The organism is Pseudomonas sp. L7 (assembly GCF_046605565.1).
GTDB lineage: Bacteria > Pseudomonadota > Gammaproteobacteria > Pseudomonadales > Pseudomonadaceae > Aquipseudomonas > Aquipseudomonas wayambapalatensis.
The window spans coordinates 703,684-729,430 of sequence record NZ_CP176784.1 but is presented as its reverse complement, the minus strand read 5'-3'; the positions used below and the strand labels follow the sequence as shown (position 1 = coordinate 729,430).

27 protein-coding genes are annotated in these 25,747 nt (G+C 65.9%); 14 read left to right on the top strand and 13 right to left on the bottom strand.

Annotated elements, in window-relative coordinates:
* Positions 1 to 119: 119 nt before the first annotated feature.
* Genes ACK3BK_RS03505 through nicC form a run of 4 tightly spaced genes read right to left on the bottom strand, consistent with a single transcriptional unit; the run spans position 120 to position 3,494 of the window.
* Positions 120 to 761 (bottom strand): N-carbamoylsarcosine amidohydrolase, encoded by a 642-nt coding sequence (locus tag ACK3BK_RS03505; protein ID WP_186669343.1) that lies wholly within the window; start codon positions 759 to 761, stop codon positions 120 to 122.
* A 15-nt stretch (positions 762 to 776) separates the two neighbouring features.
* Positions 777 to 1,529 carry an Asp/Glu racemase gene (locus ACK3BK_RS03500; protein ID WP_054892653.1) on the bottom strand — a complete coding sequence of 251 codons (753 nt, stop codon included), beginning with the start codon at positions 1,527 to 1,529 and terminating at the stop codon, positions 777 to 779.
* Positions 1,530 to 1,542: 13 nt separating this feature from the next.
* A complete protein-coding gene (gene nicD / locus ACK3BK_RS03495) occupies positions 1,543 to 2,349 on the bottom strand; it encodes an N-formylmaleamate deformylase (protein ID WP_186669341.1) in 807 nt (268 codons plus the stop codon).
* On the bottom strand, positions 2,346 to 3,494 hold the full coding sequence (nicC, locus tag ACK3BK_RS03490) for a 6-hydroxynicotinate 3-monooxygenase (RefSeq protein ID WP_186669339.1): 1,149 nt from the start codon (positions 3,492 to 3,494) through the stop codon (positions 2,346 to 2,348). The genes nicD and nicC overlap by 4 nt, the downstream gene beginning before the upstream one ends.
* A gap of 329 nt (positions 3,495 to 3,823) precedes the next feature.
* Between nicC and ACK3BK_RS03485 the strand changes: the two genes are divergently transcribed.
* The 4 genes from ACK3BK_RS03485 (at position 3,824) to ACK3BK_RS03470 (ending at position 9,732) form a co-directional block, all read left to right on the top strand.
* Positions 3,824 to 4,876 carry a 2,5-dihydroxypyridine 5,6-dioxygenase gene (locus ACK3BK_RS03485; RefSeq protein ID WP_186669337.1) on the top strand — a complete coding sequence of 351 codons (1,053 nt, stop codon included), beginning with the start codon at positions 3,824 to 3,826 and terminating at the stop codon, positions 4,874 to 4,876.
* Positions 4,877 to 4,944: 68 nt separating this feature from the next.
* The gene (locus tag ACK3BK_RS03480; protein WP_186669336.1) at positions 4,945 to 5,421 is read left to right on the top strand and encodes a MarR family winged helix-turn-helix transcriptional regulator; all 477 of its coding nucleotides are present in this window, start codon (positions 4,945 to 4,947) and stop codon (positions 5,419 to 5,421) included.
* A 270-nt stretch (positions 5,422 to 5,691) separates the two neighbouring features.
* Positions 5,692 to 6,159: a (2Fe-2S)-binding protein gene (locus ACK3BK_RS03475; RefSeq protein WP_186669335.1), complete on the top strand. Its 468-nt coding sequence runs from the start codon at positions 5,692 to 5,694 to the stop codon at positions 6,157 to 6,159.
* Positions 6,160 to 6,174: 15 nt separating this feature from the next.
* A complete protein-coding gene (locus tag ACK3BK_RS03470; RefSeq protein ID WP_411383740.1) occupies positions 6,175 to 9,732 on the top strand; it encodes a molybdopterin cofactor-binding domain-containing protein in 3,558 nt (1,185 codons plus the stop codon).
* Between the two features lie 2 nt (positions 9,733 to 9,734).
* Here the strand turns inward: ACK3BK_RS03470 and ACK3BK_RS03465 are convergent, their stop codons facing one another.
* Positions 9,735 to 10,373, bottom strand: a complete 639-nt coding sequence (locus tag ACK3BK_RS03465) for a TetR family transcriptional regulator (protein WP_186669333.1) — start codon at positions 10,371 to 10,373, stop codon at positions 9,735 to 9,737.
* 85 nt (positions 10,374 to 10,458) lie between these two features.
* Between ACK3BK_RS03465 and ACK3BK_RS03460 the strand changes: the two genes are divergently transcribed.
* A complete protein-coding gene (locus ACK3BK_RS03460) occupies positions 10,459 to 11,421 on the top strand; it encodes an XdhC family protein (protein ID WP_411383739.1) in 963 nt (320 codons plus the stop codon).
* A gap of 14 nt (positions 11,422 to 11,435) precedes the next feature.
* On the opposite strand, the gene ACK3BK_RS03455 is transcribed toward ACK3BK_RS03460, so the two are convergent.
* Together ACK3BK_RS03455 and ACK3BK_RS03450 are read right to left on the bottom strand one after the other, a co-directional pair.
* Entirely contained in the window at positions 11,436 to 11,843 is a 408-nt protein-coding gene (locus ACK3BK_RS03455; RefSeq protein ID WP_186669330.1) for a type II toxin-antitoxin system HicB family antitoxin, read from the bottom strand.
* Positions 11,844 to 11,888: 45 nt separating this feature from the next.
* Complete coding sequence (locus ACK3BK_RS03450) at positions 11,889 to 12,071, bottom strand: type II toxin-antitoxin system HicA family toxin (protein ID WP_411383738.1); 183 nt, start codon at positions 12,069 to 12,071, stop codon at positions 11,889 to 11,891.
* A 215-nt stretch (positions 12,072 to 12,286) separates the two neighbouring features.
* On the opposite strand from ACK3BK_RS03450, the gene ACK3BK_RS03445 reads away from it, so the two are divergent.
* The 7 genes from ACK3BK_RS03445 to ACK3BK_RS03415 all read left to right on the top strand — a co-directional run bounded on the left by ACK3BK_RS03445 (position 12,287) and on the right by ACK3BK_RS03415 (position 18,474).
* Entirely contained in the window at positions 12,287 to 12,892 is a 606-nt protein-coding gene (locus tag ACK3BK_RS03445) for a CDP-alcohol phosphatidyltransferase family protein (protein ID WP_186711322.1), read from the top strand.
* 30 nt (positions 12,893 to 12,922) lie between these two features.
* Positions 12,923 to 14,671, top strand: a complete 1,749-nt coding sequence (locus ACK3BK_RS03440; protein ID WP_411383737.1) for a bifunctional alpha/beta hydrolase/class I SAM-dependent methyltransferase — start codon at positions 12,923 to 12,925, stop codon at positions 14,669 to 14,671.
* Positions 14,671 to 16,029, top strand: coding sequence for a phosphatase PAP2/dual specificity phosphatase family protein (locus tag ACK3BK_RS03435; protein WP_411383736.1), 1,359 nt, complete (start codon positions 14,671 to 14,673; stop codon positions 16,027 to 16,029). The genes ACK3BK_RS03440 and ACK3BK_RS03435 overlap by 1 nt, the downstream gene beginning before the upstream one ends.
* Positions 16,026 to 16,457, top strand: coding sequence for a hypothetical protein (locus ACK3BK_RS03430; RefSeq protein ID WP_411383735.1), 432 nt, complete (start codon positions 16,026 to 16,028; stop codon positions 16,455 to 16,457). The genes ACK3BK_RS03435 and ACK3BK_RS03430 overlap by 4 nt, the downstream gene beginning before the upstream one ends.
* Before the next feature lie 9 nt (positions 16,458 to 16,466).
* On the top strand, positions 16,467 to 17,090 hold the full coding sequence (locus tag ACK3BK_RS03425) for a lysophospholipid acyltransferase family protein (RefSeq protein ID WP_411383734.1): 624 nt from the start codon (positions 16,467 to 16,469) through the stop codon (positions 17,088 to 17,090).
* 1 nt (position 17,091) lies between these two features.
* A complete protein-coding gene (locus ACK3BK_RS03420) occupies positions 17,092 to 18,024 on the top strand; it encodes a phosphatidate cytidylyltransferase (RefSeq protein WP_186669322.1) in 933 nt (310 codons plus the stop codon).
* A gap of 105 nt (positions 18,025 to 18,129) precedes the next feature.
* Positions 18,130 to 18,474 (top strand): cupin domain-containing protein, encoded by a 345-nt coding sequence (locus tag ACK3BK_RS03415; protein ID WP_063542660.1) that lies wholly within the window; start codon positions 18,130 to 18,132, stop codon positions 18,472 to 18,474.
* Positions 18,475 to 18,514: 40 nt separating this feature from the next.
* On the opposite strand, the gene ACK3BK_RS03410 is transcribed toward ACK3BK_RS03415, so the two are convergent.
* The 6 genes from ACK3BK_RS03410 to ACK3BK_RS03385 all read right to left on the bottom strand — a co-directional run bounded on the left by ACK3BK_RS03410 (position 18,515) and on the right by ACK3BK_RS03385 (position 23,750).
* Positions 18,515 to 19,276 (bottom strand): ABC transporter ATP-binding protein, encoded by a 762-nt coding sequence (locus ACK3BK_RS03410; protein ID WP_411383733.1) that lies wholly within the window; start codon positions 19,274 to 19,276, stop codon positions 18,515 to 18,517.
* On the bottom strand, positions 19,273 to 20,334 hold the full coding sequence (locus tag ACK3BK_RS03405; protein ID WP_186669318.1) for a FecCD family ABC transporter permease: 1,062 nt from the start codon (positions 20,332 to 20,334) through the stop codon (positions 19,273 to 19,275). The genes ACK3BK_RS03410 and ACK3BK_RS03405 overlap by 4 nt, the downstream gene beginning before the upstream one ends.
* Entirely contained in the window at positions 20,331 to 21,446 is a 1,116-nt protein-coding gene (locus tag ACK3BK_RS03400; RefSeq protein ID WP_411383732.1) for an ABC transporter substrate-binding protein, read from the bottom strand. The genes ACK3BK_RS03405 and ACK3BK_RS03400 overlap by 4 nt, the downstream gene beginning before the upstream one ends.
* Positions 21,447 to 21,633: 187 nt before the next feature.
* Positions 21,634 to 22,224, bottom strand: a complete 591-nt coding sequence (locus ACK3BK_RS03395) for an HAD family hydrolase (RefSeq protein ID WP_411383731.1) — start codon at positions 22,222 to 22,224, stop codon at positions 21,634 to 21,636.
* Entirely contained in the window at positions 22,221 to 23,090 is an 870-nt protein-coding gene (tesB, locus tag ACK3BK_RS03390) for an acyl-CoA thioesterase II (RefSeq protein WP_288375596.1), read from the bottom strand. The genes ACK3BK_RS03395 and tesB overlap by 4 nt, the downstream gene beginning before the upstream one ends.
* Positions 23,091 to 23,180: 90 nt before the next feature.
* A complete protein-coding gene (locus tag ACK3BK_RS03385; RefSeq protein WP_186711329.1) occupies positions 23,181 to 23,750 on the bottom strand; it encodes a GNAT family N-acetyltransferase in 570 nt (189 codons plus the stop codon).
* A gap of 183 nt (positions 23,751 to 23,933) precedes the next feature.
* On the opposite strand from ACK3BK_RS03385, the gene ACK3BK_RS03380 reads away from it, so the two are divergent.
* Both ACK3BK_RS03380 and ACK3BK_RS03375 read left to right on the top strand, forming a co-directional pair.
* A complete protein-coding gene (locus ACK3BK_RS03380; RefSeq protein ID WP_411383730.1) occupies positions 23,934 to 24,623 on the top strand; it encodes a histidine phosphatase family protein in 690 nt (229 codons plus the stop codon).
* A 71-nt stretch (positions 24,624 to 24,694) separates the two neighbouring features.
* Positions 24,695 to 25,609, top strand: coding sequence for a histone deacetylase (locus tag ACK3BK_RS03375; protein ID WP_186669306.1), 915 nt, complete (start codon positions 24,695 to 24,697; stop codon positions 25,607 to 25,609).
* The last annotated feature ends 138 nt before the right edge of the window (positions 25,610 to 25,747 follow it).

Here is a 25,747-nt window from a genome sequence, read left to right as displayed (position 1 = left end):
CCAGGGCAGCGTCACAAGACCCCGAGTGCTCCTGCGGGGCGACCGTCCGCACAGCGGACGGCGATGGAACGGGCGTTCCTGCACCGTTCCTCGATTGTTATGGGTACAAAGCGTCCGGCTCAGTCGGCCAGGCGCGTCAGTTGCTCCATGGCCTCCTGACGGCTGACGACATCGCCGTACTTGCTGTCGATGTCGAACAGGTTCGCTTCGTGCGGATCGTTGTGGCGATCGCCGACGCACTCGCGCACCACGATGGTCCGGAACCCGTGCTGCAGCGCATCCACCGCACTGGCGCGGATACAGCCGCTGGTGGAGCAGCCGGCCAGCACCACGGTGTCGATCCCTTGTGCATGCAACAGCGGTGCAAGGCTGGTGCCGAAGAAGGCGCTCGCATACTGCTTGCTCAGCACCACTTCATCCGCCTGCGGCATCACCGCCTCGCAGAAGGCGGCCAGTGGGTTGCCCTCGACCATGTCCTTCATCACTGGCGCCTTGCGCACCCACACGCCACCATCGGCAAAGTGCGGGGGCTGGTAGCGGATATTGGTGTGGACCACCAGAGTACCGCAGTCCCGCGCCAGCGCCAGCAGGCCGCTGGCCTGCTCGACGGCCGACACCACACCGGGGGCGTAGAGCGGCGCACCGGGGGTGGTGTAACCCTGCATGAAGTCGATCATCAGCAGGGCCGCCTTGCGCCCGAAGCCGATGCGCTGGCCCCACACGCCCTGATAGTTGTCATGGGCGCTCTGTGCGTCGCTCATGTTCGTCTCCCGTTTTCAGTAGGCGCCCGACAGCAGGGCACCGGCCCCCGGAACCACAGGCTCCAGGTCCAGCGCCTTGAGCATGGCGTAGGTGGTGGCGATGGCTGCGGTGACCACCGGCTTGCCGGTCTGTGCCTCGACCTTGGCCACGGCGGGCAGCGACTGCATCTGCACGCAGGCCGACAGCACCACCACATCGACGCCTTCCAGGTTCATGCCGGCGACGATGCCCGGCAGGTTGGCCGGATCATGGCGCGCCACGGCGAGGTTGTCGGGGATCTCCAGCGCACGCCAATCCTGAACCTCGAAGCCCTCTTCACGGATGTAGTTCACCACCAGCTCGGTCAGCGGCTTCATGTAGGGCGCAACGATGGCGATGCGCTTGGCCTTCATGACGTGCAGCGCCTCGACCAAGGCACCTGCACTGGTGATCACCGGCGCCAGCGCGTCGTTGTCGGCGGTGGCTTTCTGCAGGCGCTTCTCCGACTGGCGGTGATAGCCCAGCCCCATGGCCATGATCGCCACCAGGCACGCGTAGCCCAGCACATCGACCTTGGCGTCGGACAACTCCACCGCGCAGCGATCGGACTCGGCATCCATCGCCGCCAGTTCTTCCTTCTTCACCTGCTTCATGCGCATGCGGCTGGAGTGGAAGGTGAAGCGCTCGGGACGGATCGCCTGGCGCGCGGTGAGCATCGCCGGGATCTCGGTTTCCATGGTGGTGTTCGAACTCGGCACGATCTGGCCGATGCGGTACAGCTTGGTCATGTCTCGTGCTCCTTCAGACGAGGGAATGGTCGAGGAAATCGCCGAAGGCGGCAAAGAAGCCTTCGAGGTCGTCCCAGGGAATCATGTGGCCGGCGTTTTCGACCTGAACCACCTGGATGTCCGGCTTGAGTTCGCGGATCTCGGCGATGTCCTGTGCCTGGATCACACCGCCACGCCCGGCCACCATCAGCAGCGCCGGCTGGCGCACGGCAGGCAGGTCCTGATGGATATCCACATCATGGAAATCGTTGAAAGCCCGCACGATCGCCGGCTCGTGGCAGGTGTGCAGCCATTCGGCGCGCAGGGCCAGTTGCTCGTCGCTCCAGGTAGCGCAGAAGGCACGCATGTCCTCACCGGTCATGCCGATCGTGGCCTGGCGGATCGAATCGACGTACCACGGCAGCTTGCTGGGATACTCGCGCCGGCCCGGGCCGGACACCGGCGGATCGATCAGCACCAGGCGCTGCAGGCCCGGCGCGCCCTGGGCGGCAGCGCGGATGGCGAAGCGCGCGCCCATCGAATGACCGACCAGGTGATAGCTGCCAAGCCCCAGCGCTGCGGCGAAGGCCGGAATGTCTGCGGCGCAGGCGTCGGTGCCGTAGTCCAGGCCTGGGCCGCTGGAGGACAAGCCACGCCCGCGCACATCCAGCACATAGGTGTCGAAGTGCTGACCGAGGCGTTCGGCGACGAATCCCCAGGTGATCGCCGGGCTGGTGATCCCCGGCACCAGGATCAGCGCCGGCCCCTTGCCGCCGTAGCGCAGGTAATGCTGGCGGATGCCGTTGGCGCTGACGTTGCCGCCGGCGACGAAGCTGCTCATGCCGCCTCCCCGCTTTTCAGTTCCTGGCCGTACAGGTCGTAGCCATAGACCCACGCCGGGTCTTCCTGGGTGTAGAGGAAGGTGTTGGCGTTGGACACCGACTGCACCCGCGAGGCGCGCTCCTTGCGGTTGGCCTCGTAGAGGGCGAAGGCGGTGCGGTGGTCGGACAGCCCGGTCTCCTGCAGGCAGCGAGTCAGCATCGCCGCGTCCTCGATGGCCATGCAGGCGCCCTGCGCCATGTGCGGTTTCATCGGATGGCAGGCATCGCCCAGCAGCACCAGGCGGCCACGGCTCCACAGCGGCAGCGGGTTGCGGTTGCGCAGCGGCCACTTGGTGATGGACTCGGTAGCGTCGATCAGCTTGTGCACCGTCGAGTGATAGCCCTCGAAGGCGGCGCGCATCTCTTCCTGGCTGCTGTCCACGAACGGGCCCTGGAAGTCCCAGGCCTCGTGCGGTACGCCGGTGACGAAGTAGTACTCGTCGCGTTTGCCGGTGGTGTAGTAGACCATCATGTGACGATCGTCGGTCCACCACTTCACGCAGTCCTCGAACACGTCCGCGTGCTGTTTGAGCTTGTCGCCGCGAATCAACGCACGGTGGGCGACCCAACCGCTGTAGATCGGCGCTTCGACGCCCAGCAGTTCCTCGCGGATCTTCGAGTGGATGCCGTCGGCACCGATGACGATATCGGCCACGGTATGGGTGCCGTCGGCGAAGTCCAGGCGCACCTGGTCACCCTCGTCGACGATCTTTTCCAGGCGCTTGCCGAAATGCACGGTGCCCGGCTTGATCGCTTCGATCTGCAGGGCGTGCAGGTCGCCACGGTGGATGGTGATGTACGAGGCGCCGTACTCGCGGCGAGCGAACTCGCCCAGCGGGATGCGCGACAGGTAGTCGCCGGTCTTGCCGTCGCGGCTGAACCAGAAGTCCGGGTGCGAGCTCATCAGCTCCAGCTTCTGCTCGAGGCCCATGCGACGGAAGATCTTCATCACGTTGGGGCCGATGTGGATGCCCGCACCGAGGCGGGTGAACTCCGGCGCCTGCTCGAACACCTCGACGTCGAACCCGGCCTGCTGCAGCAACGTGGCGGCGGCCGCCCCACCCAGACCCGCACCGACGATTGCGATTTTCTGCCTACCCCGCATGGGTATGTCTCCTCTTGTTCTGATGTGTTGCCAGCGGTTCGGCCGCTCGACGATTTAGAGTGTATACGCTCTATTTTTTTAATTGGAAGAGGCAGCGAAAAATATTTTATCGGCCCCGGATCAATGGCGATAACGCGGCCATTGTTACCGCAAACATTGGAATATGTGTGGATAGGTAACGTTTGATCGCACCGCTTGCGCTTATCGACGGGATGCGCTTTCATCTGAGCAAATATGGCGTACACACTATTTTTTTGCACCGAGATGACGCGCCCGGCACCGCCGTGGTGCAGCCGCTCGACCCTTGAGTCCTGACCAGGAGAACCCCCATGCCGGTGAGCAATGCAGAGCTGACCCAGATGTTCGAACACGTGCTGAAACTGTCCCGGGTAGACGAAACCCAGAGCGTCGCCGTGCTCAAGAGCCACTATTCCGATCCGCGTACGGTCAACGCCGCGATGGAGGCGGCGCAGCGCCTGAAAGCCAAGGTCTATGCGGTGGAGCTGCCGTCGTTCAACCATCCCACCGCCATGGGCAACGACATGACCGCCTACTGCGGCGACACCGCGCTGACCGGCAACATCGCCGCCCAGCGGGCGCTGGAGGCGGCCGACCTGATCGTCGACACCATGATGCTGCTGCACTCCCCCGAGCAGGAGCAGATCCTCAAGACCGGCACGCGCATCCTGCTGGCGGTCGAACCCCCGGAAGTACTGGCGCGCATGCTGCCCACCGAGGACGACAAACGTCGCGTGCTGGCCGCCGAGACCCTGCTCAAGCAAGCGCGCAGCATGCACGTGCGCTCCAAGGCCGGCAGCGACTTCCACGCCCCGCTCGGCCAGTATCCGGCGGTCACCGAATACGGCTACGCCGACGAGCCAGGGCGCTGGGACCACTGGCCCAGTGGCTTCCTGTTCACCTGGCCGAACGAGGACAGCGCCGAAGGCACGCTGGTGCTGGATGTCGGCGATATCATCCTGCCGTTCAAGAACTACTGCCGCGAGCGCATCACCCTGGAGATCGAGAAAGGCTTCATCACCGGTATCCACGGCGGCTTCGAGGCCGAGTACCTGCGCGACTACATGAAGTACTTCAACGACCCCGAGGTGTACGGCATCTCCCACATCGGCTGGGGCCTGCAACCCCGCGCACAGTGGACCGCCATGGGCCTGCACGACCGCAACGACGGCATGTGCATGGACGCCCGCGCCTTCTACGGCAACTTCCTGTTCTCCACCGGCCCCAACACCGAGGTCGGCGGCAAGCGCAAGACTCCGTGCCACCTGGATATACCGCTGCGCAACTGCGATATCTACCTGGACGACCAGCCCGTGGTGCTGGCCGGCGAGGTGGTCGCGCCCGAGGAGTCCAAGGCCCGATAGCGGGTATACTGGCCCGGCGCTCCGCTTTCGGGGGCCGGCCAGCCAACCCACACAGCCCAAGCCATCACATGCCGAAGAAAACCACCCCCGTTGCCACCCCGCTCGACACCACGCCGTATGACGTCACCGAACAGATCGGCCACCTGCTGCGCAAGGCGTACCAGCGGCATACGGCGATCTTCCAGCAGCAAGCGTGCGATCCGCAGCTCACCTCGATCCAGTTCGTCACCCTGTGCGCCCTGCGCGACCACGGGCCCAGCTCCCAGGCCGAGCTGATCAAGGCCACCGCCGTGGACCAGGCGACCATCCGTGGCATCGTCGAGCGCCTCAAGGCGCGCGAACTGGTGCAACTGTCGCCAGACCCGGACGACCGGCGCAAGGTCATCGTCGAGCTCACCGAAAGCGGCTCGGCGCTGCTCGATGCGATGATTCCCTGCGCACGGCAGATCAGCGAGCTGAGCATGGGCAGCCTCAATGCCGGGGAGCGGGTGGCGATCCTGTTCCTGCTGCGCAAGATGATCGACAGCGACGAGGCGGCGGGCTGATCGCGCCCTTCAACAAAACCCTCACCGTCGTTACCGGCCCTATCGCGGGGCAAGCCCGCTCCCACAGGTTAATCACTGCCCTCGAGAACGGTGGGGGACCTGTGGGAGCGGGCTTGCCCCGCGATTGCGTCTGACCTGCCCACCACCGTCGCTGACGCCCCCCTGCAACCCGCCTGGCCTGCTTCTTGCCTACTCATTTCATGTAGTGAGCACTTACCGAAAAAGCGCACCGTTTGAGTCCTTTGGTAGCGCCCCAGAGATGAGCGAGCCATGCAAGAAGACATCGCCCTGCGGATAAACGGCCAGACCGTCACGGTCGCCGCTGAACCCGACACCCCCCTGTTGTTGGTGCTGCGCAACGACCTGTGCCTGAACGGCCCCAAGTACGGCTGCGGCCTGGGCGAGTGCGGCGCCTGTACGGTGATCATCGACGGGGTGGCCGCGCGCTCCTGCGTGATCCCGCTGGCCGGCGCTGAAAACCGCGAGGTCACCACACTCGAAGGCCTCGGCAACAAAGCCGCGCCGCACCCGGTGCAGCAGGCGTTCATCGACGAGCAGGCAGCCCAGTGCGGCTACTGCATGAACGGCATGATCATGACCGCCAAGGCCCTGCTCGACCGCATCCCCAATCCCACCGACGAACAGATCCGCAACGAACTGTCCGGCAACCTCTGCCGCTGCGGCACCCACGTCGAAATCCTGCGCGCGGTGCGCCGCGCCGCCGGCCGCCAGGCCTGAGATCCGGAGAACCCCATGAACCACTCGCAACAGGTGCCTTCACGCGAGCAATTGCTGGCCAGCAACGGTGTGCTGCTGATCGTCGACGAAATCACCCCGCCCTCGGGGCCGGTTGCCAAGGGTGTGACACCCCAGGTCAAGGACCGCGAACTGGCACTGTTCATCGCCGTGAGCGACGACGGCCTGGTGTATGCCTTCAATGGCCACGTCGACCTGGGCACCGGCATCCGCACCTCGCTGGCACAGATCGTCGCCGAGGAACTGGACCTGCGCATGGACCAGGTGCACATGGTGCTCGGCGACACCGAGCGTGCGCCGAACCAGGGCGCGACCATCGCCAGCGCCACACTGCAGATCTCCGCCGTGCCGCTGCGCAAGGCAGCAGCCACCGCGCGACGCTTCCTGCTGCAGCAGGCCGCCCTTGAGCTGGACTGCACAGCCGATGCGTTGCGAATCGAAGAAGGCGCGGTGATCGCCGAAGACGGCCGTCGCCTACCCTTCGCCGACCTGGTGCGCGGGCACAACCAGCAGTTGCGCATCGCCGAAGACGCGCCGCTCAAGGCCGTCGAGGACTACCGCCTGGTCGGACGCAGTACCGCGCGGGTGGACATCCCCGGCAAGGCCACCGGCGAGCTGACCTACGTGCACGACATGCGCCTGCCCGACATGCTCCATGGCCGGGTGATCCGCCCACCTTATGCCGGCCACGATAGCGGCGACTTCGTCGGCAACAGCCTGCTGGCGGTGGATGAAAGCTCCATCGCCCATGTGCCTGGCGTGGTCGCCGTGGTGGTGATACGCGACTTCGTCGGCGTGGTGGCCGAACGTGAGGAACAGGCGATCCGCGCCGCCCACGACCTCAAGCTGAGCTGGAAACCGTTCACCGGCAAGCTGCCCGATCTCAGCGACGTCGCCCAGGCCATCCGCGACAACCCCAGGGTGCAGCGCACCGTGCTGGACAAGGGCGAGGTCGACGCGGGCATCGCCAACGCCAGCCAGCGTCTGAGCCGCAGCTACCTGTGGCCCTACCAGTTGCATGGCTCGATCGGCCCATCCTGCGCCCTGGCCGACTTCACCGAAGGCCAGATCCGCGTCTGGTCCGGCACCCAGAATCCGCACCTGCTGCGCGCCGACCTCGCCTGGTTGCTGGAATGCTCCGAAGCACGCATCGAGATCATCCGCATGGAGGCGGCGGGCTGCTACGGCCGCAACTGCGCCGACGACGTGTGCGCCGATGCGGTGCTGCTGTCGCGCGCGGTCGGACGCCCGGTGCGGGTACAGCTGACCCGCGAGCAGGAGCATGTCTGGGAGCCCAAAGGCACCGCGCAACTGATGGAGATCGACGGCGGCCTGAACGCCGACGGGACGGTCGCCGCCTATGACTTCCAGACCAGCTACCCCTCCAACGGCGCCCCCACCCTCGCCCTGCTGCTGACCGGCGCGGTGGAGCCGGTGCCGGCGCTATTCGAAATGGGCGACCGCACCTCGATTCCGCCCTACGACTACGAACACATGCGCGTCACCATCAATGACATGACGCCGCTGGTGCGTGCGTCGTGGATGCGCGGCGTGTCGGCGATGCCCAACAGCTTTGCCCACGAGTCATATATCGACGAGCTGGCCTTCGCGGCGGGGGTCGACCCGGTCGAGTACCGCCTGCGCCACCTGTCCGATCCGCGCGCCATCGACCTGGTCAAGGCCACCGCCGAGCGCGCCCAGTGGCAGGCGCACACCCAGCCCATGCAGACGCCCGCCGAAGGCGATGTGTTGCGCGGTCGCGGTTTTGCCTATGCGCGCTACATCCACAGCAAGTTCCCGGGTTTCGGCGCGGCCTGGGCGGCCTGGGTCGCCGATGTGGCGGTGGACCGACGTACCGGCGAGGTGGCCGTCACGCGGGTGGTGATCGGCCATGACGCGGGCATGATGGTCAACCCTGAGGGCGTGCGCCACCAGATCCACGGCAACGTGATCCAGTCCACCAGCCGCGTGCTCAAGGAACAGGTGCACTTCGAGGAATCGACGGTGGCCAGCAAGGAATGGGGCGGCTACCCGATCCTCACCTTCCCGGAGCTGCCAGCCATCGACGTGATGATGCTGCCGCGCCAGCACGAACCACCGATGGGCAGCGGCGAATCGGCCTCGGTGCCGAGCGCGGCGGCCATCGCCAACGCGATCTTCGACGCCACCGGCATACGCTTTCGCGAGCTGCCGATCACTGCCGAACGGGTGCGCGCCGCGCTTGGCGGCAACGGCGAGGATTCGTCTGCGCCAGCACAGCCCGCGTCGAAACGCTCGAAGTGGTGGTTCGGCTCGATCGCCGGCGTGTTCGGTGCCGCCCTGGGCATGCTCGCGACCGCCCTGCCCTTTCGCGCGGAAATCGCGCCGGTGACGCCTCCGGCGGCCGGCAGCTGGTCAGCGGCAATGCTCGAACGTGGGCGCCAGGTGGCGGCGGCCGGCGATTGCGCGGTGTGCCACACGGTCAGCGGCGGCAAGGTCAATGCCGGCGGCCTGGCGATGGAAACGCCGTTCGGCACGCTGTACAGCACCAACATCACGCCCGATCCGGAAACCGGCATCGGCCGTTGGTCGTTCGCCGCCTTCGAGCGCGCCATGCGCGAGGGCATCAGCCGCGACGGCCGACATCTGTACCCGGCCTTTCCCTACACCTCGTTTCGCAACATCACCGACGGTGACATGCAGGCGCTGTACGCCTACCTGATGTCGCAGACACCGGTGCGCCAGGAGGCGCCCGCCAACGACATGCGTTTCCCGTTCAACCAGCGCCCGCTGATGGCCGGCTGGAACGCACTGTTCCTCAAGCGCGGCGAGTACCAGCCCGACCCGCAGCGCAGTGCGCAGTGGAACCGCGGCGCCTACCTGGTCGATGGCCTCGGGCACTGCACCGCCTGTCACTCGCCGCGCAACCTGATGGGCGCGGAAAAAGCCGGCAAAAGCTACCTGGCCGGGGGCATGGTCGATGGCTGGGAAGCGCCAGCGCTCAACGCCCTGGGCAAGTCGTCCACGCCCTGGAGCGAGAGCGAGCTGTTCACTTATCTGCGCACCGGCTTCTCCGACAAGCACGGTGTCGCCGCCGGGCCCATGGGGCCGGTGGTCAGCGAGCTGGCCACCTTGCCGGAGAGCGACGTGCGGGCCATTGCCCACTACCTGACTTCACTGGACGGCGCGCCGCAGCCAGTCGCGACCCCGGCTGCGCCCCAGGTCGATACGCAACTGTCCATCAGCAATGGCGAGCGGGTGTTCAAGGGTGCGTGCATGGCCTGCCACAGCGATGGCCTGGGCCCGAAGCTGTTCGGTGTCAGCCCGTCGATGGCGGTCAACAGCAACGTGCACAGCGATGTGCCGGACAACCTGCTGCGCGTGATCCTGCACGGGATTCCGACGCCTGCGACCCGCGACCTGGGCTATATGCCCGGCTTCAGGGATAGCCTCTCGGACCGCCAGGTGGCGGATCTGGCCGCCTACCTGCGCCAGCGTTTCGCCGCAGACAAACCGGCCTGGCAAGGGCTGACGGCGAAGAGCGCGCAAGTGCGTGCCAACCCCGGCAGCCACTGAGGCTAGCGGCGCAGACCGCGCAGGGCGAGATCGCTGATGAAGTCCAGCCAGTCGGCCTTGGCCTGCTTGTCGGCAAGGTCCACGGCGAGGAACGAGCTGAGCGTATGGCGGTTGGAGTTATAGAAATAGCAGAGCGAGGCAATCATCAGGTAGGCGTGGGTGATGTCGATATCGTCGCGGAACAGGCCCTTGGCCTGCCCAGCCTCGATGATCGGCCGCAGCACGCCGACCGCCTCGCCGGACAGCGCCTGCAGGTTCTGCGACTTGCGCGCGTGCTGGCCCTGGTGAAGGTTTTCGGTGGCCAGGATGGTGACGAACTCGGGATGGCGCACGTAGTAATCCCAGATGAACGCCACCAGTTGGCGCAGCGCGAGCTCGGGGTCGGACAGGTCCAGGCGCAGCTTGGCTTCGGCCTGGTTGAAGCTGGCGTAGATATGCTCCAGCACGCTGATGAACAGCTTTTCCTTGTTGCCGAAGTAGTAATAGATCATCCGGTCGTTGGACTTGGCCAGCGTGGAGATCTGCTCGACGCGCCCGCCGGTGAAGCCCTCCTTGCTGAAGACCTTCACCGCGGCCTTGAGGATGTTGTCCTTGGTGCGGTCGGCCTGCTGGGCGCGAACACCGGTTTTGCGAGTCTGCATGTCGGTCCCTGTGGGGCTGGCCAGATAGCCAACACTGCCACAGACATGGGGTGTGGCGCCAACGATTGGAACGGGGTAACCAAACATGCAGCATCTCGACCGGCAAGTGATCGACAAGGCGCTGGCATGGGCTTGTGCCGGCGACACGGTATGGCTGTGCACGGTGCTCTCCACCTACGGCTCGGCACCCCGTGCACCGGGAGCGATGCTGGTCTGCCGTGGCGGGCTGGAGTATGTCGGATCATTGTCGGGAGGCTGCGTGGAGGAGGAGTTTCTCGACAGCCTCGCACAGGGTGCATTCCACTGTGCTGCGCAGGTGGTGCGCTATGGCGATGGACAGGCGCAAAGTCGGCGCTTGCGCCTGCCGTGCGGGGGGGTGTTGGTGGTGCTGGTCGAGCGGCGCGAGGCCAGTGCGGCCTGGCTGGAGCACTTGCAGGCGTTGCGCGGCGCATTGCTTGGCCAGCGCCGGGTGACGCGCAGGGTGGGGCTGATGGATGGCACCTTTGGCCTGGAAAGCGATAGCAGCGTTGCCGTGCGCCTGAGCGAGGATGCCGTACATATCGCCATCGGCCCGGCCCTGCGCCTACTGCTGGCGGGGTTGTCACCGGTGGCTGAAGCCTGCGCCGATATCGCCCGTACGCTGGGCTGCGAAGTGATCGCCTGCGATCCGCGCGAGGAGATGGCCCATGTGCATCTGGAGGGTGCTCAACTGCACCGCGTGCTGCCCTCGGAGTTCATTGCCGAAGGTGGCTGCCATGCCGCCACCGCGGTGGTGGCGCTGACCCACGATCCGAAGATCGATGACCTGGCGCTGATGGAGGCCGTGCACACCCCGGCGTTCTACATCGGCGCCATGGGCTCGGTGACCACCTCCGCACGCCGCGCCGAACGCCTGCAGCGCATCGGCGGCTTGTCAGCCCAGCAGATCGAGCGCCTGCACATGCCGATCGGCCTGGACCTGGGCAGCAAGTCGCCAGCGGAAATCGCCCTGGCGGTGATGGCGGATGTGCTGCGGGTGTATCGCGGCAAGGCGCGGGATGCGTTGTAGCCGCGATGGCCGGTTCAATAGGCGATAGCCAACTCGCGTAGCGCCGCTGAAGCCAGAAAACCGGAGCGCGAGGCATATCGGCTATCGCGCTTCACCTTCTCGTCGATGCGCTGCAACAGGTTCTCTGGCAGCGTCGCATTGAAACGCACCGCCTTGCCCAGGTAGGGCGTTACATCAAAATCCACTACCGCCCAGATACCACCGGCGAAATCCGGATTGACCACGTGCACGTCGATCTCCTGCGCTTGGGGTAAAGGCTCGCCATCAGCGACAAGGCCTTCAAAATGCAGCGCCAGTGCCTCTTGGACATTATCCAGCGCCTGGGCAGCGGTGACGCCGGCGGAAAAACACCCAGGGACATCGGGTACGGTCACGCCGTAGTCGGAATCTTTGTCCTTGTGCAAAACAACTGGAAATTTCATCGACTCACTCCATGGGTCTGCAAGATGTGCAGCGAAGCTGTCTACTCACTTGAGACCTGTCTGTTTCAAAATGCTGCGCACGGTTCCCTTTGGAAGATTGGCATTGGGATGGGGAACGGTGACCCGTCCTCGCTTCCAGGGATGCCGAAACTGATGATGGCTTCCCTTGACTTGCTCTTCATACCAACCATCTGCCTCGAGGATCTGGATTACATCCCGACTGCGCATCCATTCTTCCTGTGGCAGCTGATGTGTATGATACACATCTATTTAACTTCAATCAGTCTGTAATACACACTACCCACACAACCCCTGACGAGCGGTGGCAAGCTCTCTGAGGTGAAGGCTTTATCTGGTTCACATGTAGGACAGATGCACCTTGCCGCCCGCCAATCTCTTTCCCCACAATCCCCTCCACGCCGCACCACGACAGGGAACTCACCGTGCCATCCATCTATCAGCTCAAACCCCGCTTCCAGGCTCTGCTGCGCCCATCGGTTCAGCGTCTCTACGATCGCGGCGTCACTGCCAACCAGGTCACCGTCGCCGCAGCGTTGGTGTCGGTGCTGCTGGGGCTGCTGCTCACCTGGCTGCCCCACGTCACCTGGCTGTTCATCCTCATCCCGGTGTGGATGCTGCTGCGCATGGCGCTCAATGCCGTCGATGGCATGCTGGCCCGCGAGTTCGGCCAGCAATCGACCCTCGGCGCCTACCTCAACGAGCTGTGCGACGTGATCGCCGACGCGGCGCTGTACCTGCCCTTCGCGTTGCTGGTCGGGGTGTCGCCGACACTGGTGGTGCTGGTGGTGTTGCTTGCCGTCATCAGTGAATACGCCGGGGTGATGGGCCCGCTGGCCGGTGCTTCGCGGCGTTACGATGGTCCGATGGGCAAGAGCGACCGGGCTTTTGCCTTCGGCGTACTGGGGACCGGCGTGGCCTTCGGCGTGCTGAATCCGACGTGGATCAACGGCCTGCTGCTGGTCATCCTGCTGCTCTCGCTCTATACCCTCTACAACCGGGTACGCCACGGGCTGGCCGAAACCCGCTGACCCCACCGCCGCAGGACAAGGACTTTCACCATGCGCCAAGCGCAATCGCTGCACTTCTCGACCCACGACGGCGTCGAGCTGCACTACCGGCACTGGCCGGCCACCCGCAACGAGCACCAGCCACGCCGGGCGCTGGTGATGTTCCATCGCGGGCACGAGCACGGCGGGCGCATGGCGCACCTGGCCGACGAACTGGACCTGCCCGGTTACGACATCTTCGCCTGGGACGCCCGAGGCCATGGCCTCTCGCCAGGGGCCCGGGGCGATAGCCCGAGCTTCGCCACCAGCGTGCGCGACGTGCAGACCTTCATCGAACATATCCAGGCCCGGCACGGCATCGCCGAGCCCGATATGGCAGTGCTGGCGCAGAGCGTCGGCGCAGTGCTGATCGCCACCTGGGCCCACGACTACGCGCCCAAGGTGCGCTGCCTGCTGCTGGCCTCGCCGGCGTTCAAGGTCAAGCTCTACGTGCCCTTCGCCCGCCCCGGCCTGAAACTGCTCAAGGCCCTGCGCGGCAACTTCTTCGTCAACAGCTATGTCAAGCCGCGCCTGCTCACCCATGACCCGGAACGGGTGATGTCGTACACCGCAGACCCGCTGATCAGCCGACCGATCTCGGTGACCGTGCTGCTGGGCCTGTACGAGGCTGCCGACCGTGTGGTGGCCGATGCCCAGGCCATCCAGGTGCCGACTCAGTTGCTGGTGTCCGGCGCAGACTTCGTGGTGGAACGCGGCCCGCAGGAGCGCTTCTTCGAGCGCCTGGGCAGCCCGCGCAAGGAGATGCACATCCTGCCCGGTTTCTTCCACGACACCCTCGGCGAACGCGACCGCGCCCACGCCCTGGCGCGGATCGAGCGCTTCATCGCCCACTGTTTCGACGCACCGCTGCCTGCACCGTCGCTGCTCGATGCAGACAAGGTCGGCGCCAGCTGCGCCGAGGCCGAGTGCCTGGCCGCACCGCTGCCACGCAACTCGCCGCGCGACCTCTACTGGCGCAGCTACCGCGCCAGCCTGCGCCTGGGCAAGGGGCTGTCCGAAGGGGTGAAGCTGGGTTTCGACACTGGCTTCGACTCCGGCAGCACCCTGGACTACGTGTACCGCAACCAGGCCACCGGCAAGGGCAAACTGGGCGAGCTGATCGATCGCAACTACCTCGACGCCATTGGCTGGCGTGGCATCCGCCAACGCAAGGTGCATGTCGAGGAACTGCTGCGCCTGGCCATCGCTCGCCTGCGCGAACAGGCACGACCTGTGCACATCGTCGATATCGCCGCCGGCCACGGCCGCTACATCCTCGAAGCGCTGCAGGAGCAATTGCCGGACTCGATCCTGCTGCGCGACTACAGCGAGCTGAACGTGCAACAGGGCAGCGCGCTGATCAACGAAAAGGGCCTGGGCGAGATTGCCCGTTTCGTCCAGGGCGATGCCTTCGACCGCCAGAGCCTGGCCAGCCTCGACCCGCGCCCCACCCTGGCGGTGGTGTCCGGGCTCTATGAACTGTTCGCCAGCAACCAACTGGTGGGCGACTCCCTGGCCGGGCTGGCCGATGCCGTGGAAGACGGCGGCTACCTGGTCTACACCGGCCAGCCCTGGCACCCACAGCTGGAGATGATCGCCCGCGCCCTGACCAGCCACCGCGGCGGCGACGCCTGGGTGATGCGTCGGCGCAGCCAGGCCGAGATGGACCAACTGGTGGAAGCGGCCGGTTTTCGCAAGATCGCCCAGCGCATCGACGAATGGGGCATCTTCAGCGTCAGCCTGGCCCAGCGGGTACGCTGATGACACGCGAAGCCGGGCTGATCCGGCGCGGCGTGCTGTGGCTGTTGCTGCTCGGGCCGTTCTTCTTCCTCAGCTACGGCCTGGCCAACAGCTACACCGCCGGGCGCGACGATGTCGGCAGCCTGGTATTCGGCTGGGAGCAGCATATGCCGCTGTGGCCGTGGACGATCATCCCGTACTGGTCGATCGACCTGCTGTACGGTTTGTCATTCCTGCTGCCGCTCACTCGCCGCGAGATGGACCGCCATGCCCTGGCGCTGCTGACCGCACAGGTGGTCAGCGTGACCTGCTTCCTGCTCTGGCCGCTGCGCTTCACCTTCGAGCGACCGGAACTGGCAGGTGTGTTCGGCTGGCTGTTCGATGTGCTGATGGGCTTCGACAAGCCGTACAACCAGGCCCCGTCGCTGCATATCGCGCTGCTGGTGATCATCTGGACGATGTTCGCCCGGCATACCCACAAGCCGCTCTGGCGCTGGGCTGTGCACGGCTGGATGGCGTTGATCGGGCTGTCGGTGCTGACCACCTGGCAGCACCACTTCATCGACCTGCCCAGCGGCGCGCTGGTGGGGTTGTTGTGCCTGTGGCTATGGCCGCACCAGGGCGCATTGCCGCTGCGCGAGGCGCGCCTGACGCGTGAGCCGAAACGCTGGCGGCTTGGCTTGCGCTATGGCATCGGCGCGCTGTTGTGTGCAGGGCTGGCCTTCAAGCTCGGTGGTGTATGGCTGTGCTTGTTATGGCCGGCAGTGGCGTTGCTGGTGGTAGCGCTGAACTATGTGCTGTTCGGTGCCGGCGGATTCCAGAAGGGAGCGGATGGACGACTGTCGAATGCCGCGGCCTGGCTGCTGGCGCCCTATCTGGTTGGCGCCTGGATCAACTCACGGGCCTGGACCTGGCGACATCCGCAGGCAGATGAAATATGCGACGGGGTGTATCTGGGGCGGATTCCCGGATTGGGAGAGGCAGGTGATTTTGCGGCGGTGGTGGATTTGTGTGCTGAGCTACCTTGCCCATGGCCAGCCACAGCGCCTAATACCCCTGTAGGAGCGGGCTTGCCCGCGAATGGGCCAGAACAGGCAACCTACCTCAGCCTGCCCACCCTGGACCTCATCCCCCCGAGCCCCGCCCTGCTGCTCCAAGCCGCCGAAGCCATCGACCGCCTGCGCCAGCAAGGCCCGCTGCTGGTCTGCTGCGCCCTGGGCTATTCACGCAGCGCCAGCGCCGTAGCCGCCTGGCTGATCCACACCGGCCGCTGCGCCGACATCGACGCCGCCGAAGCCCTCATCCGCCAGGCCCGCCCGGGCGTGGTACTGCACGCCGGCCACCGCCAGGCCCTGCTGCAACTCGGAGTCCAGCCATGAACCTGTACCTGGTCGCGACCCTGCTAGCTCGTGGTCGGCAACTCGAACGCCTGTCCGATGCATTGACCCTGCTGGCCATCGCCTACGGCCTGGCACCGCTGCTCGGCCTGCACCTGCACCCGCTGGCCAGCGTCCTGTGCATCCTGCTGCTGATCCTCGGCCTCGCCCACAAATACTGGGCCATTCGCGTGGCCCTGGACGCCGAGCTCTTCGCACGCCTGGCCGCCAGCCCGCAACGTGCCGACGATACTCGCGCCCTGGACCGCGCCCTGTTCGACCTCAACCTCAAGGCCAAGGCCGACGATCCACGCGACTGGCCAACCCGCAGCCAGGCCGCCCTCGCCCTGCTGCGCCGCCAGAGCCTGTGCCTGGGCCTGCAGCTACTGCTGACCTTGGCTACCCTGCTGACACTGCCCTTCACCGGATGACCCTGCACCATGCTCGCCGCCTTGACCGCCTTCGCCATCACCTCCGCCGCGCGCCTGATCACCGGCGCTCGGGCCCTCTGGCTCGGCTGCACGCCACAACCGGTGCAGCGCCTGTACTTCGCCAACCACAGCAGCCACGGCGATTTCGTCCTGCTCTGGGCCTCGCTGCCCGAACCCTTGCGGCGCCGCACGCGGCCCGTGGCCGGCGCCGACTACTGGAACACGCCAGGCCTGCGCAACTTCGTCATCCACAATGTCTTCAATGGCATCCTGATCAACCGTCAGCGCAGCGAAGGCCAGGACAATCCGCTGCAACCGGTACTCGATGCGCTGGCCCAGGGTGACTCGCTGATCTTCTTCCCCGAAGGCACACGCAATCTTGGCGACGATCCACTGCTGCCCTTCAAGAGCGGCCTGTTCCACCTCGCATCCGCCCAGCCAGACATCGAAGTGGTGCCGGTGTGGATCGCCAACCTCAACCGGGTGATGCCCAAGGGCCGCGCCCTGCCGTTGCCGCTGCTGTGCACGCTGAGTTTCGGCGAGCCATTGCAGGTGCTGCCTGACGAAAGCAAGCAGGCGTTTCTCGAGCGGGCCCGTCAGGCCCTGCTGAACCTGGCCCCGAAGGAAGCCTGAGATGGATCACAACACCCTGTCCCTGTTCGCCGGCATCGGCGCCCTGCTGCTCCTGGCCAGTGTCATCGGCCGCCTGCTCAAGTGGCGCGCAGGTTCCGCGCCGCACGCGGTGATCGACAACCTCAACGCACGCATCAACGCCTGGTGGGTGATGGTGCTGGTGATTGGCCTTGCCTTCGTGTTCGGCAAGTACGGCGTGATCGTGCTGTTCTATTGCGTGTCGTTCTATGCCCTGCGCGAGTTCATGACCCTCACCCCGACCCGGCGCAGCGACTACCCGGCGCTGGTGGCGGCGTTCTACGTAGCGTTGCCGGTGCAGTACCTGCTGATCGCCATGGACTGGTACGGGATGTTCAGCATCTTCATTCCGGTGTACCTGTTTTTGCTGCTGCCGATCCTGGCCAGCTTCGGCGGGGATACGACGCGCTTCCTCGAGCGCGCCTCGAAGGTACAGTGGGGCCTGATGATCGCGGTGTACTGCGTGTCGGCGGTGCCCGCGCTGATGACCCTGGACATCCCCGGCTACGAGGGCCGCAACCTGCTGCTGATCGCCTGGCTGATCCTGGTGGTGCAGATCAGCGACGTGCTGCAGTACGTGTGCGGCAAGCTGTTCGGCAAGCGCAAGGTGGCGCCCAACCTGTCGCCGTCCAAAACCGTCGAAGGCCTGGCCGGCGGGGTGGCGTTGGCCACGCTGGTCGGCGCGCTGCTGTGCTGGATCACCCCGTTCAACTTCTGGCAGGCGGCGCTGATGGCATTGACGGTCAACGCCATGGGGTTCTTTGGCGGGCTGGTGATGTCGGCCATCAAGCGCGATCGCGGGGTGAAGGACTGGGGGCACATGATCGAAGGACATGGCGGCATGCTCGACCGCATGGATTCGGTGTGCTTCGCCGCGCCGGTGTTCTTCCACTTCGTGCGCTATTGGTGGGCGTGACCGCCATAGCGCGACCAGGCAGATAGGCGTCGAATCCAGGCAACTACATGTCACGCCAACGCCCTAAGGTGACGGGTCACTCAGCCCGTCATCAGGAGCCTTGCCATGTCCGACTTCATCACCGTCCTGCGCGAAACCTGTCCGACCCCGGTGGTCGATGCGACCAAGTGGAAACGCATCGGCGGCGACCCGCACACCGTCAACCTCAACGCTTACCTGTCGGCCGATGGCAGCAAGATCATGGGCACCTGGATCTGCACGCCAGGCAAGTTCGAGGTCAACTACGAGAAGTGGGAGTTCTGCCACTTCCTCGAGGGCTACTGCATCATCACCCCCGAAGGCGAAGAGCCCAAGCACCTCAAGGGCGGCGATGTGTTCGTCATCGAGCCCGGCATGAAAGGCACCTGGGAGGTGGTCGAGACCGTACGCAAGTACTTCGTCTTCGCCTGACTGCATCTGATGGAGCGGGCGTGCAGCCGGGCCGGCAGGCTCAGCGCAGCGCCCGGTCCACCAGCACCTGCAGGCGGCCGCGGGAGCACTGTTCGACCCGCGCCTCGACGCCGTACACCTGCGCCAGCAACTGCGGTTCGAGCACCTCGGCCGGGGTGCCGCAGGCCACCACCCGGCCCTTCTCCAGCATCACCAGGCAATCGGCATGGCTGGCCGCCAGGTTGATGTCGTGCAGCACCGCGACCGCCAACAGCCGATGGCGAACCACCCGCTCACGCACTGCATCCATCACCCGCAGTTGGTAGTGCAGGTCCAGGGCGCTGGTTGGCTCGTCGAGCAACAGCACCTGTGGATTGCGCGCCAGCAACTGGGCCAGGGCCACAAGTTGGCGCTGGCCGCCGGACAGGCTGTCCAAGCCTTGCTCGGCCAGGTGCTCGATGCCCAACTGGCGCAGCGCATCGAAGGCCGTCGCCAACAGGTCATCGGCAGCCCCCACGCGCAGCGCAGCGACGATGCTCTCCAGCACCCCGAGCGCCAGCCCCGGCGGCAGTTGCTGTGGCATGTAGGCCAGGCGCCGGGCGCGCTCGGCGAAACTCAGGCGGGTAACGTCCTCATCGCCCAGGTGCACAGCGCCCTGCATCCGCTCCAGTCCGGCCAGGGCGCGCAGCAGGGTGGACTTGCCCGCCCCGTTGGGCCCGACCAGCGCCACCAGGCTGCCCGCCGGCAACGGCGGCAGGCTCAGTTGCTGGATGATCCGACGCGCGCCATAGGTGACCGACAGCCCTTCGATACGCAAGCTCACAACCTTCTCCCCCGCCGGAACACCAGCACCACGAACACCGGGACGCCCACCAGGGCAGTGACGATCCCCACCGGCACGATCACCCCCGGCAGGATCAGCTTGCTGGCGATCGACGACAGCGACAGCAGCAACGCCCCGACCAGTGCACTCGCCGGCAGCAGGAAGCGCTGGTCCTCGCCCACCAGCAGGCGGGCGATGTGCGGGCCGACCAGGCCGATAAACCCGATGGTGCCGACAAAGGCCACGGCGGTCGCCGACAGCAGGCTGATGCGCAGCAGCGAGGCGACGCGCAGGCGCCGGGTGTCCACGCCGAAGCTGCGGGCGCGGTCTTCGCCCATGCGCAGCAGAGTCATGGCCGGGGCGGCGCGCAGCGAGAACGGCAGCACCAGCGCCAGCACCGCAGCAAGAATGCCCAGCTTCTGCCAGTTGGCCCGCGCCAGGCTGCCGAGGGTCCAGAACACCAGTTGCTGCAGCACATCCTCGGTGGCCAGCAACTGCAGCAACGACACCAATGCGTTGCAACTGAACACCAGGGCGATACCGAACAGCACCAGGCTCTCGACCCCGGCACCGCGCAGCCGCGACATGGCCTGCAGCAACAGCACCGACAGGCAGGCGAAGACGAACGCCATCACCGTCACCTGGGCGCTCGGCGCCAGCCAGGCCACCGACAGCGGATAGGCGATGGCCAGCGACGCGCCCAGGGCAGCGGCAGAGGACACCCCCAGGGTGAAAGGGCTGGCCAGCGGGTTGTCGAGGATCGCCTGCATCTCCGCGCCAGCCAGCGCCAACGCGGCCCCGACCAGCACCGCCATCAGCGCGTAGGGCAGGCGCACGTTCCAAATGATCACCCGTTCGGTGGCGCTCAGTGCGTTCGGATCGAACACCCCATGCAGCAGCTGTCCGAGCCCCATGCCAGAGGCGCCGCTGGCCAGGTCGCCGAGCACCGCCAGCGCCAGCAGCACGGCCAGCCCGCCGACCAGCCCGGCACGCCGCCAGAGCAGGCGCCGATACCGCCAGGCCGCCAGCGCGGCGCCGTCCAGAGCCTGGGCGGTCACTTGGCGTCGATCCAGTAGTGGCCGTCCAGGCCGACCTTCAGCAGGTGGTTGATGTCGGCCATGGTCGCTTGCGGATCCAGATCCTTGAAGCGCTCGGGATGAATCCAGCGGGCCATGGCTTCGATGGCGAGGATGTTGAACGGTGAGTTGTAGAAGTCATGCCACAGGCCGTGGGCCTGGCCATCGCGGATCGGGCGCAGCGGCGCGAATTCGGGGCGCGCGATGATCCTGGCCAGGCTCTGGCGCGCGGTATCGGCACTCACGCCGGCGCCGAGCAGCACGCCGGGGGCACGGTTACCGGTGGCGATGTAGACGTCCGGATCGGCCTTGAGCACGTATTCGACGCTGACGTCACCCAGCGCGCCAGGCACCACGTCGGCAGCGATATTGTGCCCACCGACCGCCTCGACCACGCTGCCCAGGCCACTCTTGCCGGTGGTATGCCCCGGCGCCTGCCAGACGCCCGCCAGCAGTTCGAGGAAGACCTTCGGCCGCTCGCTGTCCTTGAGCCCCGCCACCTGATCGGTGACGTGCTTGAGGTGGCTGTCGTAGAGGTCCAGGTATTCCTTCGCCTGCTGCTCGCGCCCCAGCAAGGTGCCCAGGGCTTCGAGGCTGACGCGGGTGTTCTTGATCGGGTGCACACGGAAGTCGATGAACAGTACCGGGATGCCGGCCTGTTCCAGCAGGTCGGCGACCGGGCTGTGCTGGGTTGGGCCTTCGCCGGCGATGCTGAAGATCGCCAGGTCCGGTTTCAGTGCTAGGATCTGCTCGGCGCTGACGCTCTGCTCCGAGGCCTGGCCGATCAGCGGCAGCTTGGCCACCTGGGGATAAAGCTTGGCGTAGACGTCGTAGGTATGCGGGTCGAGCAGGCGCATGTCGTTCTGCCAACCGACCACGCGCTGGAACGGGTTGTCGCGATCCAGCAGGGCCAGGGCGAAGAACAGCCGGCCCTCGCCGAGGACGATGCGCTGGGGCGCGTGATCGACTTCCACCTTGCGCCCGAGCACGTCGGTGACCTGGGCGGCGCTGGCGGTCTGGAGAGTGCCGAGGCCTGCGACCAGCAGCATGAGCAGCGGCAGCAGCCGCCGCGCGGAACGGAGAATGGAGGGCATCGGAGGGCTCCTGGCAACAGCGGATGCGTGACAGAGAATCGGTCTCATTCAAGACCGGGCATTCTAGTCAGGGGGCTGCCCTTGCCAGTGTCCGGGAATGTAGTGGGATGTCAGTGAATCGTCATGGGTTACTGTTCATTACATGGGATAGCGGTGAGTTCTTCGCGGGCAAGCCCGCTCCCACAGTTCAACCAAGCATCGCCCTGAGCACCCGGCAATCCGCCGCATGCCAGTCCGCCAGCTCCGGCCAGGGGTTGTCGGGCAGGTTTACCAGGACCGTCCTGGCCCCCGCCGCACGTCCGCAATCCAGGTCGAAGCGGTAGTCGCCCACCATCACCAGTTCTGACGGATTCACACCCCAGGCCCGGGCGATCTGCAACAGGCCATCCGGGTCGGGCTTGGGCGCCGCCTCGTCACGTCCCAGAATGTGTTCGACCGGGAAGCAGTCGGCCAGACCAATGGCCTCCAGCGTGACATGCGCCAGCTCCCGCGCGTTGCGGGTGAGGATCGCCAGCCGGCAGCCACGCGCCGACAGCTCGCGTACCAGCTCGACTGCACCGGTCGCGGCCTTCGAGGCGATCGCCAAGTCGCGCTCGTGCTCCAGCAGCCAGGCGTGCTTGGCCGTGGCCTCCTCGTGAGGCAGCGCGGCGAGGTGGGTGAGGATGTCATCCTCGGGCGGAATCTCCAGCGCCTCGCGGATCGCGGCAAAGTCGTGCACCGCCACGGTGAGGGTGCCGTCCATGTCGAACACCCAGTTGCGTACTTCGTGCAGGCTCATGCCCAGTCCTTGCGATGGCGGATCAGGCCTTCCTGGGTGGACGAGGCCACCAGTTGCCCGGCGCGGTTGAAGATGCTGCCGCGGGTGAACCCGCGGGCGTTGCCGGCCCACGGGCTGTCGGTGGCGTACAGCAGCCAGTCGTCGGCACGCAGGTCGCGGTGGAACCACAGCGCATGGTCGAGGCTGGCGATCTGCATATCCTTCTGCCACACCGATTTACCGTGGGGCAGCAGCGAGGTGGTCAGCAGGCCGAAATCCGAGGCGTAGGCCAACAGGTACTTGTGCAGCGCCGGGATGTCCGGAAGGTTGCCGTCGGCGCGGAACCAGGCGTACTTCACCGGGTCGCCCGGCTTGGGGTCGAACGGATCACGCTCGGTCACCGGGCGGATCTCGATGGGCTTGGCGCACAGCACCTTGTCGCGGATACGCTCGGGCAGCTTGTCAGCCATCACGCGGGCCAGTTCGACTTCGCTGGGCAGGTTCTCGGGGCCGACCACATCGGGCATCTGCACCTGGTGCTCGAAACCGCCCTCGTCGTACTGGAACGACGCGCTGCAGGTGAAGATCGGGTTGCCCTTCTGGATCGCCGTGACCCGGCGGGTGCTGAAACTGCCGCCGTCGCGCACCCGATCGACCGAATAGACGACTGGCATGCTGGCATCGCCAGGGCGCAGGAAATAGCCGTGCAGGGAATGGACATGGCGCGCGTCCTCGACCGTCTGGCTGGCCGCCGATAACGACTGGCCCAGCACCTGGCCGCCATACAACTGACGAAAGCCCAGGTCCTGGCTACGGCCACGGAACAGGTTCTCTTCGATGGATTCGAGGCTCAACAGGTCGACCAGGTCGTCCAACACATGGCTCATCGGGGGCTACTCCTGACAGGTGTCACGGCAATTCGGGCATTGGCGCAAATCATACAGAATTTGTCATCGCCTCCGTGCATGGCGCCCCATTCAGGCGTGCAGGGTTCGCTCCCAGCGCGGCCGGTCGATGCGATACAGCACGTGCGGACGCAGCGGGTGCCCCTCGGGCAGCCGCGGGTGTTCGAAGCTGCCTGCCTCGTCCTGAACCATGCCGATCGCCTGCATCACCTTCTGCGAGGGTACGTTGTCCTGAGTGGTGAACGACACCACCTCATCCAGGCGCAACTGTGCGAATGCGCAGCGCAGGCAGGTCCAGGCCGCCTCGCTGGCAAAGCCCTGGCCCCAGTGACGACGGGCCAGACGCCAACTGATCTCCACCGCCGGCGCGAAGGGTGCGTCGAAATTGACGTTGAGCAACCCGGTCAATCCAATGAAGGCGCCACTGTCCATGCGCTCCAATGCCCAGAGACCGTAGCCGTATTCGTTGAAATGGCCACGGATGCGTCCGATCAGCGCGGCGGCCTCCAGGCGCGTCAATGGCGCCGGGAAATAGCGCATCACCTGCGGATCGGCGCACATCTCGGCAAACGCCTGCAAATCGTCGTCCCGCCATTGGCGCAACACCAGGCGGGCGCTTTCGAGCTTGAGGATCGGGGTCATCGGGGCGGGCTCCAGGTTTTCAGTCCTGCAGTCTACAGATTAGGCGCCGGGGGCGCTTTTCACCTGCACCCCAGGCCCAATGCAATTTTCACAACGGCTTCACTCGGCGCAGACAGGCCACTTCACAGAATGCCACCACCTGCCGCCGCCCTGCGCGCGGCCCCCTCTTGCCGGAGCCCGAGCATGCTGTCGAGCGACATCCTGGAAAACCTGGCCATCCCAACACGCCGCAAGCGACACCGACGTTTGCGCAAGGCTTGGGCAGTCGGCCTCGCCTTGGTGCTGGTCGCGGCGGGATTGATGCTGTGGTCGTCAACGAGGACGCACATCGTGAACCTTGGCAATGAACGGCAGTTGAACGCCAGCGGCCTGCTGCAGAAGTGGGCCGAAGGCAGCGTGATCGTGATGATTCGCCACGCCGAGCGCTGCGACAGCGCGCCCGGCCCTTGCCTGGACGATCCAACCGGCATCACCGTGTCCGGCAGCCAGGCCGCCCAGCGTGTCGGAGAAGGCTTGCAGCGCCTGGGGCTGAACGGTGCCGACCTGCTCAGCAGCCCGAAGCTGCGCACCCGACAGACCGCGCACTTCATCGTCGGCGACACGGTGACCAGCGAGGACTGGCTCGAAGGCTGCGAGAGCGGCTTCGCAGGCCAGGCCATGGCGCACAAGCGTGCAGGGCACAATCTTGTGCTGGTGACCCACAACGGCTGCGTCGATCACTTCCAGCGCACCCTCAAGGTTGCGCCGGGCGAGCGCGAAAGTGGCTACGCCAGCGCGCTGTTCGTGTCGGTCGATGGCAGCGGCAAGGCCCGTATCCTTGGGCGCATGAACGAGCCGGACTGGCGACGGGTGCTGGCGTCGGCACAACGCTGATGAGTGTTTGAGTTGCGTGGCATTCCGGCCCACTGGCAAGATCAACGCTGCCTCCAGCCGCGATCCTGCCCATGCCCCTGCCGCTGATCTACCACGAAGACTACAGCCCCGAGTTCCCGCCGGAACATCGTTTCCCCATGGACAAGTTCCGCCTGCTGCACGATCACCTGATCGACAGCGGGCTGACCACCGACCAGGCCTTGCTGCGCCCCGAACTCTGCCCCAACGACATCCTCGCCCTGGCCCATGACCGCGCCTACATCGAGCGCTACATGAACGGCGAACTCTCACGCGAAGACCAGCGCCGCCTGGGGCTGCCCTGGAGCGAGGCCCTGGCACGGCGCACCGTGCGCGCCGTCGGCGGTTCGCTGCTGACCGCCGAGATGGCCCTGCGTCACGGTATCGCCTGCCACCTGGCCGGCGGCACCCACCATGCCCACTACGACCACCCCGCCGGGTTCTGCATCTTCAACGACCTGGCGGTGATCAGCCGCTACCTGCTCGCAGCCGGACGCGTGCACCGCGTGCTGATCTTCGACTGCGACGTGCACCAGGGCGACGGCACCGCACGCATCCTTCACGACACACCAGAGGCGATCACCGTGTCCTTGCACTGCGAGCAGAATTTCCCCGCACGCAAGGCCCAGAGCGATTGGGACATCCCCCTGCCGCGCGGCATGGACGACGCGGCGTACCTGAAGGTGGTGAACGATGCACTGAACTACCTGCTGCCGCTCTACCAGCCCGACCTCGTGCTGTACGACGCCGGCGTCGATGTGCACAAGGACGACGCCCTGGGTTATCTGCAACTGACCGATGCAGGCGTCGCCGCCCGTGACGAAGCGGTCCTGCGCCACTGTCTTGGCCGTGATATTCCGGTGGTCGGGGTGATCGGCGGCGGTTACAGCAAGGACCGGGCGGCGCTGGCGCGGCGGCACGGCATCCTTCACCACAGCGCGGCGCGGGTGCTGGGTTACACACAATGACTGTGGAACCGCTTGTGGATAACCTGCGGGAAAGCCCCTGGAGCCCTTTAACTGCCTGACCTGCAAAGATTTGTTCATTTTTTGAACAGTACCTGTACAGGCACCTCTGGGGTAGAATGCCGACTCTTTTCCACAGCC

Excerpts from the sequence above, each read along its gene's own strand:
- ACK3BK_RS03505 (WP_186669343.1), bottom strand. The coding sequence starts at position 761 with ATGAGCGACGCACAGAGCGCCCATGACAACTATCAGGGCGTGTGGGGC.
- ACK3BK_RS03500 (WP_054892653.1), bottom strand. The coding sequence starts at position 1,529 with ATGACCAAGCTGTACCGCATCGGCCAGATCGTGCCGAGTTCGAACACC.
- nicD (WP_186669341.1), bottom strand. The coding sequence starts at position 2,349 with ATGAGCAGCTTCGTCGCCGGCGGCAACGTCAGCGCCAACGGCATCCGC.
- nicC (WP_186669339.1), bottom strand. The coding sequence starts at position 3,494 with ATGCGGGGTAGGCAGAAAATCGCAATCGTCGGTGCGGGTCTGGGTGGG.
- ACK3BK_RS03485 (WP_186669337.1), top strand. The coding sequence starts at position 3,824 with ATGCCGGTGAGCAATGCAGAGCTGACCCAGATGTTCGAACACGTGCTG.
- ACK3BK_RS03480 (WP_186669336.1), top strand. The coding sequence starts at position 4,945 with ATGCCGAAGAAAACCACCCCCGTTGCCACCCCGCTCGACACCACGCCG.
- ACK3BK_RS03475 (WP_186669335.1), top strand. The coding sequence starts at position 5,692 with ATGCAAGAAGACATCGCCCTGCGGATAAACGGCCAGACCGTCACGGTC.
- ACK3BK_RS03470 (WP_411383740.1), top strand. The coding sequence starts at position 6,175 with ATGAACCACTCGCAACAGGTGCCTTCACGCGAGCAATTGCTGGCCAGC.
- ACK3BK_RS03465 (WP_186669333.1), bottom strand. The coding sequence starts at position 10,373 with ATGCAGACTCGCAAAACCGGTGTTCGCGCCCAGCAGGCCGACCGCACC.
- ACK3BK_RS03460 (WP_411383739.1), top strand. The coding sequence starts at position 10,459 with ATGCAGCATCTCGACCGGCAAGTGATCGACAAGGCGCTGGCATGGGCT.
- ACK3BK_RS03455 (WP_186669330.1), bottom strand. The coding sequence starts at position 11,843 with ATGAAATTTCCAGTTGTTTTGCACAAGGACAAAGATTCCGACTACGGC.
- ACK3BK_RS03450 (WP_411383738.1), bottom strand. The coding sequence starts at position 12,071 with ATGCGCAGTCGGGATGTAATCCAGATCCTCGAGGCAGATGGTTGGTAT.
- ACK3BK_RS03440 (WP_411383737.1), top strand. The coding sequence starts at position 12,923 with ATGCGCCAAGCGCAATCGCTGCACTTCTCGACCCACGACGGCGTCGAG.
- ACK3BK_RS03435 (WP_411383736.1), top strand. The coding sequence starts at position 14,671 with ATGACACGCGAAGCCGGGCTGATCCGGCGCGGCGTGCTGTGGCTGTTG.
- ACK3BK_RS03430 (WP_411383735.1), top strand. The coding sequence starts at position 16,026 with ATGAACCTGTACCTGGTCGCGACCCTGCTAGCTCGTGGTCGGCAACTC.
- ACK3BK_RS03425 (WP_411383734.1), top strand. The coding sequence starts at position 16,467 with ATGCTCGCCGCCTTGACCGCCTTCGCCATCACCTCCGCCGCGCGCCTG.
- ACK3BK_RS03420 (WP_186669322.1), top strand. The coding sequence starts at position 17,092 with ATGGATCACAACACCCTGTCCCTGTTCGCCGGCATCGGCGCCCTGCTG.
- ACK3BK_RS03415 (WP_063542660.1), top strand. The coding sequence starts at position 18,130 with ATGTCCGACTTCATCACCGTCCTGCGCGAAACCTGTCCGACCCCGGTG.
- ACK3BK_RS03400 (WP_411383732.1), bottom strand. The coding sequence starts at position 21,446 with ATGCCCTCCATTCTCCGTTCCGCGCGGCGGCTGCTGCCGCTGCTCATG.
- ACK3BK_RS03395 (WP_411383731.1), bottom strand. The coding sequence starts at position 22,224 with ATGAGCCTGCACGAAGTACGCAACTGGGTGTTCGACATGGACGGCACC.
- tesB (WP_288375596.1), bottom strand. The coding sequence starts at position 23,090 with ATGAGCCATGTGTTGGACGACCTGGTCGACCTGTTGAGCCTCGAATCC.
- ACK3BK_RS03385 (WP_186711329.1), bottom strand. The coding sequence starts at position 23,750 with ATGACCCCGATCCTCAAGCTCGAAAGCGCCCGCCTGGTGTTGCGCCAA.
- ACK3BK_RS03380 (WP_411383730.1), top strand. The coding sequence starts at position 23,934 with ATGCTGTCGAGCGACATCCTGGAAAACCTGGCCATCCCAACACGCCGC.
- ACK3BK_RS03375 (WP_186669306.1), top strand. The coding sequence starts at position 24,695 with ATGCCCCTGCCGCTGATCTACCACGAAGACTACAGCCCCGAGTTCCCG.